Consider the following 10,465-nt stretch of genomic DNA (forward strand, 5'->3'; position numbering starts at 1 on the left):
CAAGGCCTTCGACGCCAACTGGATCGTGGAGGAAATGGACGAGCGCGGCACGAAGGTCGTCATCTCCCAGCGACCGAAGCGAAAGCAGCCACGAGAAATCGACGAGGAGATGTACAAATGGCGCCACCTCGTCGAAAACGCCTTTGCCAAGATCAAGGAATTCAAGGGCATCGCCATGCGAGCGGAGAAGACGGACCGCAACTTCGCAGCCATGCTTTACCTCTCCATGACAGTCGTCAATTCGCGATGAATCTCAACAGGCCCTAGAGTATCAGGCCCTGTTGCGAAAGCATGGCATCCTGATCTCGATGTCGGGAAAGAGAAATTGTTTTGACAACGCCATGGTCGAGAGCTTCTTCAAAACTCTGAAATCCGAACTCGTCTGGCCCACCGTCTTCCAGACCCGAACCGCAGCCACCGACGCGATCGGTCGGTTCATCGAAGGCTTCTACAATCCTGTCCGGCGCCATTCGGCGCTCGACTTCATCAGCCCGCTTCAATTCGAGAGGTTGACAGCCTAAAACCAAAAACGCTCTCCACTTTCGCGAAGCAAGTCCATCGAGCCCAAAGGCGTCAACTAAGCAGGCCGCAGTTGTGCCGTCAGTACTGAAGCCAAAGCACCATGCGGGCCGGTCGCGGCTGGATCATCATGCGCTCGAGGTGACTGCCGCAGGCGTCGGAGGTCTCCTCAGCGACCGTACTCACGTGGTGCGAAAGTGATTTCCCTACGCACCTGCGGCTGTTCGGCAGGGCGGTCCAACCGGAGATGAATGGCTTGCGGGGCGGTTTCGGTGTGCAGCACCAGGGTCTGCCCCTCGGGGTGCTCGGCCGCGAACATGCGGACCTGGCTTTCCGCGGGTGACAGCCAGTCGGGGCCGCGATCATGAGCGTAGAGCGCGGCTTGACCCGAAATCTCCTCCGGCACCGACCACGTGATCAAGTCATCCTTCTGCCCGCTGTAGCGCAGGATGTAGGTGTCGGGCCTGTCGCCGGGATGCAGTTGGGCCCGCAGGCCGTTGCTCTCGACCGAAGCGCGCCCGTCCTCGTCCGCCGTCATCTCGATGGCCTGCGTCGTCGAGGGATACCAGGCGACCTCGGCCGTCATGCGTGACATCTGGTCCAACATGACGGTGCCGATCACGTTCGGCGTCACCAGAGCGGCAGACCGCAGGCTGTCGGGATAGCCGAAATCCGGTTGCGCATAGACCGTGCCAATATGTGTGCGGAGATCGACCGGCTCTCCGGCCTCATCGAACAGGCGCAGGTCGTTGAAGGTCATCCTGCCTGCCTGAACAAAGCTCTCGATCTCGGCAGGAATGGCCAGAAGGGCGGGCGCGCCGTAGAATTCGAAGGTTGGCTCGTCTCCGAACATCTGGTCCGCGGTTGCGGGGGGCAGTTCCGTGGGCGCGGTCACTTCGTCGATGTCGCGGGGCCAGCGGCTGTCTTCTGGGGCGAAGCTGTCCAGACCGTCGATCAGCGGGGTCAGGACGGTCGTGCGGCGCGAGGGCAGCTTGTGGCCATCGAGCGTAAACGTTGTTTCACGGGTGACCACCTGACGGATCACCCATCCCTCGGCACGATCCAGAACGGCGAGCCCGGCGATGCGGTGGCCGCGCGTACGCCACGGACGGGGATCATCGGCATCGAGGGGCGTATCACGGCCAGCACCGCCCGCGAAGGCGACGCGCACCTCTTCGCCTGTCACCGCCGTCACGCGCACCTCCACGTCCTCATAGCTGCCCAGTTCCGGCAGGCTGGTCGACCAGCCTTCCTCGGCCTGAACCGTGACCGGGAAGGCGGGGCTGGCGAAGGGATCGGACAGGGCTGCGTGCAGCTGAGCGGCCTTGTCGCCTGCGCCCGGTTCCATGTCAGGCGCGGCGCTGGTGACGGTGCGAGCCGTGTCATCGCGTGCGATCACCGTGTCATAGCCAGCGCGTTGCAGGGCGGTCAGCTCGTCTGACCACTGTCCCGGCGAGGACGAGCTTGCGTATTGGTCATCCTCCCGCAGTTCGACGCGCGTGGGGATCGTGTGAACCCCGTCTTCCGTCGCCGTCACGTCCAAATACGTGTCGAGATACCGGCCATAGAGCGCGTCGTAGGCCAGCGGGCGAGCCTCGTCGCCAACCGAGAGGCTGTAGCTTCGCGTGCTGTCCGGGTCGGGCTGGAAGGTCACGGGTTCGGCAAGGGCCGGGCTGGCCCAGAGCAGTGGTGCAATCGCGAGGAGTGAGCGCATGGGAAGTCCTTTCATGTTCAGCCGAAATCACCGCTGATCCACATCCAGAGCAGTGCGGCCACCCCTGCCACCGTCAGCAGCAGGTAAGCGCCCACCACCGGCGCGACGATCAGCCAGAGCAGGCCGTGGAGAATCGAATGGCGGCGAAAGAACAGGCGTCGTTGCCCGTCCTTGTGCGCGAAGGCCAGGGCGACGCCGCCGATCACCGCGATCCCCTGCCAGCCGAGAAGCAGGAGGGTCAGCCCACCCTGTGCGACGGGGATCATGTCGGCCTGCAGATCGGGTGCAGAATGTCGCCCGTCAGCCGATCCCGAGCCACGGCAGCTGTGCCGAGGCTGGCTGGTACGCCCCGTCGGCATCAGAGCACTATTCATTCGATACCCCCTCGCCGTCCTGCGGTGCGGGACCGAAGCGGTTGCTGTGCGGATCGCCCTTTCGCGCCAGCAGTACGACGAGCCAGATCGTCGAGACAAGCGACACCGCAGGAAACCCCAGCAGGATGGTGTAAAGCCAGCCTGCGGAGTTGCTGACGGTGGGAATCTCTGCCATCGGCTGCGCGGTCAGGCCGCGAATGGCGAAGGCCCCGACGAGGAAGATCAGCGACGCGATGCCTGGCAACAGCAGCCACCAGCCGCGCCGGTCCAAATCGTGCAGACGTCGCCATCCGGCCGATGTCATCGGAAGGAGGGTGACGACGGCAAGGAACACGCCAAGGGGATGCCGCCCGTCGAAGAGCATGTAATCCAGCACCCCGGTGACCCAGGTCGCGAGCACCAGGGCCAGCACGAAGAACCAGTATTCCGCGCGGGAGGCCCGGCCGCCGAAGCGGACGAACTTGCGCAGGCAGGTGCGGATTGCCCGTCCGAACGTCATTCCGGGACCACCGGCAGGTCGGTTCGTGTCAGCATTCCGTCCTGCCACAGATCGCGCAGGACCGGGCGAACGTCCTGATAATGCGTGGTGTAGCCGTCGCGGACACCGTCGCGCCAGGCCTGCACCTCGTCCACCGCGCCATCGGGGGCGAAGAGGTAATGCAGCCCGTCCTCCTCTCCCATGTCGTAGTGGATGACCTCGGCCGGATGGCCATCCGCGCCGGCAATGGTCCAGCGCCCGTCGCGCTTGTCCTCGGCATAGCTGCCGGAGTGGAGGTCCTCGAGGTCACCGGAGATCTCTTGCCACGGGCCGGTCTTCTGGCCCATGTCGTATTGCCCCACTTCGAGTATCTCACCACCGGAGCCAAAAGATTCATATGGCCCGTCCAGCGTTCCGGCGGCAGAGGTCACGCGCATCCGCACCTTTCCGTCCTGGCCCAGAGTGCGTCGTTCGCCGTCCAGCCGTCCCTTTGCGTCGTAGGTCTCCAGCTCCACGAAAGACGTCGTCTCTTCACGACGCCATTCGCCGACACGCTTCCCGTGATCCTACATGCCCCGTTCAAGAACCCTGCCGTTCCACGTCCGGGTGAACAATCCATGTGGCTGGTTGTCGACATAGATGACGCGGGTCACGTCGCCCTGGATCGGTTACGTGCTGATGTAGAGGCGCTGCCTCTGGCCGTCGATCACCTCGGACCGGTCTATCAGCTCGTCCTTCAGATGGCGGGTGGTCAGGCGGTAGCCCTCGGCCTTGATATCGGTTTCGGTGAAATTCCCATCGTATTCCGTCAGCTTCTCGCCTTCGCCATGGCCGTCGATCTGCACGGGTTCGCGCAGGAAGATCAGCGTCTTTTCCTTCCAGCGCCGTTCCCGCACGAAGACGCCGGCGTCGGTATATTCGGTCTCGCGCGTCAGTACGCTGTCGCGCGTCCAGCGGCGTGACAGACCCACCTCGCGGCCTTCGTCGAAATGCCGTACTGAGCGCAGAGCACCCGAGGGCCGGAATTCTCGTGCGTGCCGGAGGGCTGTCCCATGACATAGGTGCCCTGCATGGTCAGGTTGCCGGCACGGTCATAGTCGCGGAAGTCTCCGTCGCGCTCTCCGACCGTCCAATGAACTTCGGACGCATGCTGACCGTTTTCGTGAAACTTCCGCTCGACCCCGTCGATGCGGCCTGCCTCGTAGACCGCATCCTCGCGTAGTTGCCCGAGGGATAGTAGGAGCGCCAGGGACCATCCAGCTCGCCCCCGCTGCGCGTGATTTCCCCTGCGAGGGTGCCGTCGTCGTAGAAGTCCCTCTGCACGCCATCGAGTGTCTGGGCCAGGGCGGGCGTTGCGAGACTGAGAAGCAGGGCTGCGGTACGGATCATTGCGGCGCGTCCTCCGGCACCGGAAGGTCGGGGAAAGTGACTGTGAAGCTGACGGTGAAGGGATCGGGGCGGCTGACGGCGCGCAGGATGCGGGCGGGCTTGCCCGCGACCCGCAGCATCCCGTTGGGGAAGATCGCCCAACTGATCCTGTCGGACGGCGCCAGGCCCCGCCCGTTAGGCGTGACCAGCGCCAGCGCGTCGCCATGGGCGTCCACGAAGCGGATCTGGTCCATCAGCTGCGCGTAGGTCAGGTCGGGCGAGATATCCAGCGCCTCGGGGTCGATCTGCCACGGGTGGTCGGGATCGGGCTGCACCTCCGTCGCCTCCCACGTCACGGTAGCATCGCAGGTCAGAGTCACGTCCTGCGTACCGTGTTCATAGAAATGGGTGCGGGTGCCATCAGGCGTCTGCATCTGCAACAGACGAGTGCCGCTATATCTAACGGTGTCCGGGGTGGCCTCGGCAAAGACCGCGTCCGTTTGCGGCAGCGCGAAATCTGCAGAACAGCGTGCGGCCTGAAGGCTGCCCATGCGGAAGTACAGTGCGGCGACATCCAGCCCCTCGGGACGGACATCTTCCAGACGCGGCGGCGGGTCGCCCTTGAACAGCAGCACCTTGTCGGGGGCCCGGTCAAGGTCCATGCGGCGCCCGTGATCGGTCAGGAACGTCATCTCGCGCGTCGCGACAGGGGTGTCCGGGTGACGGATCACCCGCACCGACAGGGTGGGCGTGGGGGCATCGGTCTTGAGTGCCACACGCACGCTGCTGTACCGGGGAGAGGCGATGCGGCGGGCAAGGCTTTCGGCGGGCGTCAGCCAGTCCGGTCCGCGATCTGCGGCATAGAACATGCTGCCTACCTCCGTGCCTTCGCCGACGGCCCACATGAAATTATCGCCCTCACGTCCCGACAGGATCAAGTCGAAGCCCTCGTCGGTGGGGGAGAGCCGCGCGGTGGCACGGTTCTTCGTCACCTCGGCATGGCCGGTCTCGTCGGGGGTCAGCGTCATCGTGAAGGGGGTCGCCGGATACCACGCCACATTCGCACGGATCTCGGTCGCGTCCAGCACATCCGGCAGGATCTGCTTCTGCTCCGTGGGGATCAGGGTCGTGGAGGTGAAGGACGGATCGCCGTCTTCCTCGTGATAGTTCGGCAGGGTGATCGACGGCAGGGCCAGCATCGGCATATCTACCGGCTGATCGCCCCGGAACACTTGGGGGTCGCTGACCACCAAGCGCCCGGTATTGGCCAGGATCTCATGCTTGTGGGTGAAATCCAGCGACGGAAGGTCGTTCTCGAGGCGCACGCGGCCCTGATCGTGGGCAAAGATATCGGCCTCGGTCGGCAGCGGTGTGACGGCGGAGAGGCTGTCGGGCACGGGCTGCCAGTCGGGGCGCTCATAGGTGTAGTCGGCATGTATGGGGAAGGGATAGTCCTGCGGTGCCATCGCGAGGGTGGTGCGCAGCGTGGTGCCGTCCTCGCTCTTCTGGTCGGTCGTCATGACCACGCGGCGAAGCCAGCCCTCGTCCCGGTCCAGTACGGCAAGGCCCGCGATCCGGAAGGAAGGATCATCGCCCGAATACTTCAGGAACACGCTGTCGTCCGTCACATGGGTAACAGTCACCCTCACATCCGGAACGCCCGAGAACTCCGCGATGGTCGTGCTCCAGCCCTCTTTTGCCTCAAGCCGGGCAGGGGGCAGGACGGCACCGAACTGTTGGCTGAGCCCCGTCATCATCTCTTGTGGGACATCTGCGGTCCCGTGTGGTGTGACGTCCGTGATGACCCCTGCATTCAGGTTGGCATCGAAGCCCTCCGCCATAGCCTGCCGAATGTCGTCGGGCAGCGGCCCCTGGGTGCCGTAGGTTTCGCCCGCGACCACCGTCTGGAACCACAGCGGAAGGATGCGCAGCGTCCTGTCATCGACGACTTGCATGCGCGTGAGCGACGAGATGCGCTGTGTGGCATAGCTGTATTCGGGTGGTTCACCCTCGCGCCCGGGGCGAACCGACATCTCCATCCGCCATGTGCGGGCCGCGCCGGGCTGCGGATCGAAAGTCACCGTTTCTGCACCCGCGGTGCCGGCGATCATGGCAAGGATCGGGCCCAGAGCGAGTTTTCGATATGTCATCTAATCTTTCCTTCGAGTCGGCGCGACGACTAACAGACAGGCTTCGGATGTGAAGCCTGACCCTTGGTTTGTGCTCGGAATATTGCCGGTTGTAGGATGACTGCATGTCGTTTTCATTCCGCACCCTATCCACCCTTTTCCTCATCCTCTTGTCCGCAGCACCGCTTCAAGCCGATGAACGCATCCGCAGCTTCATCAGTGAAATCACGATAGACGATGCCGGCGGCCTGCAGGTGATCGAGACGTTGGACGTTCAGGCCGAAGGGCAGCGCATCCGCCACGGCATCTTCCGGGACCTGCCGTTGACGAAGGACGGCATCCGCTGGGGCGGATTCGACTTGGTCGAGGCCACGATGGACGGCGCCCCTGTGGACACCCGCATTCAGCGCCGGGACGGGATGATCCGCATTTACCTGGGGGATGAGGATACAGCCGTAAGCCCGGGCGAGCACCGTTTCCGTCTGCGTTACGACGTGGAGCGGCAGGTCCGCTTCCATGCCGATCATGACGAGCTTTACTGGAACATCACCGGCAATTCCTGGGCCTTCCGCATCGAGATGGCCGCCGCCAGGATCCGCCTTCCCGACGGGGCCGTGGCCACGGATGTCGAAACCTTCGTCGGCCCCCTTGGGTCGCGGGAACAGGACGCCTTCGAGCAGATCGAGGACGGCGGAGGCACCGTCTATGTCATGGCCGATGGCGCGCTGGACTGGCACGAGGGCCTGACCACCGCCATCGCCTTTCCCACCGGCATTGTGTCCCGCCCATCGGCCATTGATCGCATCCTTTTCACGTTCCGAGACCGCCCGGCTGACATGACCGCGCTCTTTGGTACCCTGCTGCTGGGGGCTGCGCTGTGGCTGATCTGGCGGCGCAAGGGCAAGGACGCGCCGCTGGGTCGCATCCGCGTCCGCAGTACCCCGCCCGAGGGGATCTCGCCTGCGCTGGCCCAGTACATCCGGGCGAACGGCGGGGTGACCAACGCCGCGATGGTAGCGGCGACGGTTGACCTGGGCGTCAAGGGCTACGTCGTCATCTCTCAAAGCGACACCACATGGTCGATCACACGGACCGGGAAGGCCAGTGACGGCACCCTTCCTGTGGGCGAGGCCGCGATCCTGGCGCATCTGGACGGACTGGAGGGGCCGCTCGTCATTTCGCCCGACAATCGCAAGGCTGTCCTTGCCCTGCTGGATGTCTTCTCCGCGGCGATGCGGGAGGAACACGGCGAAACCTTCCACATCTCGCACGCCAACTGGATCTTGCTGGCCGGTGTTGCCGGCTATGGACTGGCCTTCGCCATCATGTGGCAGGCGCTGGCGGGACAGACCTGGCTTCTGCACGTCATGCCGGCGCTTCCGCTTGCCATTCCGCTGTTGACGGCGTTGGCAGGAGGGACCCTGCGGCCGGTCGCGCTGACGGTGGGCATCGCCTTGGGCATTTCCTGCCTCATGTGGCTGATCTTCGGTGCGCTGTCTGGGGCGCTAAGCCTGCTGTCGGCGGCGGGCTTGATCGCCCTGCCGGTGATCTTCGCCGTCTTTGCAGCGGGCATCGGCCTGACCACCGCCGCTGGACGGGCCCAGAAGATCGAGATCGAGGGCTTTCGCCGCTACCTTTCCGCGGCCCGCCTCAAGGGCCGTTCCCGCCGCAACGCCCGCCGCCGGTTCGAGGCCTTCCTGCCCTATGCCATCGCCCTTGACGTGGAAAAGCAATTCGCTGGGGCCTACGAAGACGCCCTAACGCGCGCCATTTCCCGCGGGCGCGTGCCGACACATGTCTGGATGCCGGCCTGGTATCACGGCACGCCCATCGAGGCCGGGTCCCTTGGCGGCGGTATCGCAACCGCGTGCCAGGCGATGACCACGGGCGTCAACGCCTGCACCGCGTCGAGCTCCAGCTCCTCCGGCTTTTCGGGTGGCGGCTTTTCCGGTGGCGGAGGAGGGGGCGGCGGCGGCGGGGGCTGGTAAGCCGGAATTCGCGCCAGTCTCGCGGCATCAAGCCTGGCGACGAAACACGTAAGTCACGGCTTCCGAGACCAGCAACCCGCCCGATCAAGTCGCCTCGGTGCTCGGGTCTGAATACCGCCTTGGGTCGCGTGCCGAAGATGCTAGGATCTCATGCGCCAGGTCCGCTAGCCGCCTATGCACCCGACATTTGCGGCCCGCGCCGCGCAACATCGAACGTCCGTACACTCCCGCTGAGCCGCCATTCTAGAGCGTCGGACTCGAACTGAGAATCAAACTTGCTGATTGCATGGACTGCTGATTCACTCTCGGTTTTAGCGGAGTGGATGATGGGTCGGGATTATTCGAAAGATTTGCGGGAGCGGGTCGCGGCCTTTGTCGAGGCGGGCCATTCACGACAGGCGGCGGCCCGGCATTTTTCGGTCAGTCCTAGTTTTGCGATCAAACTGATGCAGTTGCGGGCTCGGACTGGCTCGCTCGAACCAAGGCCTCAGGGGCGACCGAAAGGGCATGGCAAGCTGGCACCGCACGAAGCGTTTCTGATCGGTATCGTAAAGGACAAACCGGACATCACGATGCCGGAACTCGCCGAACGCTTGCTGGCCGAGCGTTGCGTCTCGGCTGATCCGGCGGTTCTGTCTCGCCTGCTATGCAGGCACGGCTTCACATATAAAAAAATCGCTGATGGCCTCGGAATGCGCACACAAGGACGTGCGTGAGAAACGGCGGGTCTGGATCACCAAACGCCAGCCTCGCATGCGTCTTCAGCCGTATCGTCTGGTGTTCATCGACGAAACCGCGGTGAATACGAAGATGACGCCGCTGCGCGGCCGCAGCCTGAAGGGCGAACGATTGAACGCAGACGCGCCATTTGGCCATTGGGGCACGCAGACCTTCATCGCCGGCCTGCGCTGTCATGGGCTGGTAGCGCCGTGGGTCATCGACAAAGCGATGAACCGTGTAGCCTTCGACACCTATATCGAAACCCAGCTGGCTCCCACGCTCGAGCCCGGCGATATCGTTGTGCTCGACAATCTCCCAGTCCATAAAAGCGCAAACGCCGCTGCGATCCTCGAAGAACGAGGCGCCTGGTTCTTGTTCCTGCCGCCGTATAGTCCCGATCTGAATCCGATCGAGAAAGCCTTTTCCAAACTCAAGACCCTGCTTGGCAAAGCCAAAGCTCGAACCTTCGACGAACTCTGGCCTGCAATCGGCGACATCTGCGATCAATTCGCGCCCGAAGAGTGCTGGAACTACTTCAAAGCCACAGGATCTGCTTCCGATTAAAAGTCCGATGCTCTAGAGGGCCATAACCAATGTCTCCAAACATCCGATCTGTGCATGCTTATGCGTTGAGTGTGCATGGTTATGCCCCTGCTGAATGTCGCAACATCATCAAGTGGCTGTTTTGGAATCATTTTTAGAGGTCTCAGCAACATCCAAATCGATCGTGTGTGCAAACTTATGGTGCATTGGCAATCACTTGCTTCCAGTGAAGCATAAGCTTCCGATTTGGCGGTTTCCATGCACACCCCATGTCAACGGGTAATTCAAGCCGACACAAGCAGCCCTACTTCGAGGCATCCCGGATGCTCACGCGGGGAATGTGCTGAACGGCCGTTCGTGCTTCGGGCAGCGAATGGCCGGTTCGCGCCCATCGTAACCGATGCTGCAATCGGCACGAACGGCGGCGTTCGATGATCTCCTGCACTTTTCACTCAAGAGCCGAATTTGAGATCGCCGCAAAAGCTTGCCGCTTCGGCATGGATTAGCGTTGACCTGCCACTGAATCTTCATCCAACAGCGATTAGAGTCTCGTCCGTTTCAGATACGCCGTTGGGCGCTGGTTGAGCAACCGGCGTAGGTGCGGAGCCATCCGATAGCGGAGCGCCGGAGCC

At 63.3% G+C, this 10,465-nt stretch carries 9 protein-coding genes and 2 pseudogenes; 4 read left to right on the forward strand and 7 right to left on the reverse strand.

Translation table 11 applies throughout. The features are described 5' to 3' along the window. Together ABRA89_RS19765 and ABRA89_RS19770 are read left to right on the forward strand one after the other, a co-directional pair. Positions 1-250, forward strand: a 250-nt coding sequence (locus tag ABRA89_RS19765; protein WP_349943230.1) for a transposase, incomplete at its 5' end; no start/stop codon positions are given. 16 nt (positions 251-266) lie between these two features. Beyond that, positions 267-521: pseudogene (locus ABRA89_RS19770) on the forward strand (IS3 family transposase); the annotation flags it as partial. 167 nt (positions 522-688) lie between these two features. Here the strand turns inward: ABRA89_RS19770 and ABRA89_RS19775 are convergent. The 7 genes from ABRA89_RS19775 to ABRA89_RS19805 all read right to left on the reverse strand — a co-directional run bounded on the left by ABRA89_RS19775 (position 689) and on the right by ABRA89_RS19805 (position 6,603). Next, a complete protein-coding gene (locus ABRA89_RS19775; RefSeq protein WP_349943231.1) occupies positions 689-2,233 on the reverse strand; it encodes a hypothetical protein in 1,545 nt (514 codons plus the stop codon). A gap of 17 nt (positions 2,234-2,250) precedes the next feature. Beyond that, positions 2,251-2,499, reverse strand: coding sequence for a hypothetical protein (locus ABRA89_RS19780; protein ID WP_349943232.1), 249 nt, complete (start codon positions 2,497-2,499; stop codon positions 2,251-2,253). A gap of 100 nt (positions 2,500-2,599) precedes the next feature. Then, positions 2,600-3,106, reverse strand: a complete 507-nt coding sequence (locus ABRA89_RS19785; RefSeq protein WP_349943233.1) for a DUF805 domain-containing protein — start codon at positions 3,104-3,106, stop codon at positions 2,600-2,602. Continuing rightward, positions 3,103-3,522 carry a toxin-antitoxin system YwqK family antitoxin gene (locus tag ABRA89_RS19790; RefSeq protein ID WP_349943234.1) on the reverse strand — a complete coding sequence of 140 codons (420 nt, stop codon included), beginning with the start codon at positions 3,520-3,522 and terminating at the stop codon, positions 3,103-3,105. Before ABRA89_RS19790 ends, ABRA89_RS19785 begins: the two co-directional genes overlap by 4 nt. Before the next feature lie 231 nt (positions 3,523-3,753). Then, a complete protein-coding gene (locus ABRA89_RS19795; RefSeq protein ID WP_349943235.1) occupies positions 3,754-4,056 on the reverse strand; it encodes a hypothetical protein in 303 nt (100 codons plus the stop codon). A gap of 103 nt (positions 4,057-4,159) precedes the next feature. Then, complete coding sequence (locus ABRA89_RS19800; protein ID WP_349943236.1) at positions 4,160-4,474, reverse strand: toxin-antitoxin system YwqK family antitoxin; 315 nt, start codon at positions 4,472-4,474, stop codon at positions 4,160-4,162. Further along, entirely contained in the window at positions 4,471-6,603 is a 2,133-nt protein-coding gene (locus ABRA89_RS19805) for a hypothetical protein (protein WP_349943237.1), read from the reverse strand. The genes ABRA89_RS19800 and ABRA89_RS19805 overlap by 4 nt, the downstream gene beginning before the upstream one ends. Positions 6,604-6,707: 104 nt before the next feature. Between ABRA89_RS19805 and ABRA89_RS19810 the strand changes: the two genes are divergently transcribed. Both ABRA89_RS19810 and ABRA89_RS19815 read left to right on the forward strand, forming a co-directional pair. Then, positions 6,708-8,570 (forward strand): DUF2207 domain-containing protein, encoded by a 1,863-nt coding sequence (locus ABRA89_RS19810; RefSeq protein ID WP_349943238.1) that lies wholly within the window; start codon positions 6,708-6,710, stop codon positions 8,568-8,570. 326 nt (positions 8,571-8,896) lie between these two features. Continuing rightward, positions 8,897-9,854: pseudogene (locus tag ABRA89_RS19815) on the forward strand (IS630 family transposase). Positions 9,855-10,465 lie beyond the last annotated feature (611 nt).

The organism is Fulvimarina thalattae (assembly GCF_040239565.1).
In the GTDB taxonomy this organism is placed as follows: Bacteria; Pseudomonadota; Alphaproteobacteria; order Rhizobiales; family Rhizobiaceae; genus Fulvimarina.

Bases quoted from the DNA above. Each gene is read 5' to 3' on its own strand.
- ABRA89_RS19785 (WP_349943233.1), bottom strand. From the start codon at position 3,106: ATGACGTTCGGACGGGCAATCCGCACCTGCCTGCGCAAGTTCGTCCGC.
- ABRA89_RS19800 (WP_349943236.1), bottom strand. From the start codon at position 4,474: ATGATCCGTACCGCAGCCCTGCTTCTCAGTCTCGCAACGCCCGCCCTG.
- ABRA89_RS19780 (WP_349943232.1), bottom strand. From the start codon at position 2,499: ATGATCCCCGTCGCACAGGGTGGGCTGACCCTCCTGCTTCTCGGCTGG.
- ABRA89_RS19790 (WP_349943234.1), bottom strand. From the start codon at position 3,522: ATGCGCGTGACCTCTGCCGCCGGAACGCTGGACGGGCCATATGAATCT.
- ABRA89_RS19775 (WP_349943231.1), bottom strand. From the start codon at position 2,233: ATGCGCTCACTCCTCGCGATTGCACCACTGCTCTGGGCCAGCCCGGCC.
- ABRA89_RS19810 (WP_349943238.1), top strand. From the start codon at position 6,708: ATGTCGTTTTCATTCCGCACCCTATCCACCCTTTTCCTCATCCTCTTG.
- ABRA89_RS19805 (WP_349943237.1), bottom strand. From the start codon at position 6,603: ATGACATATCGAAAACTCGCTCTGGGCCCGATCCTTGCCATGATCGCC.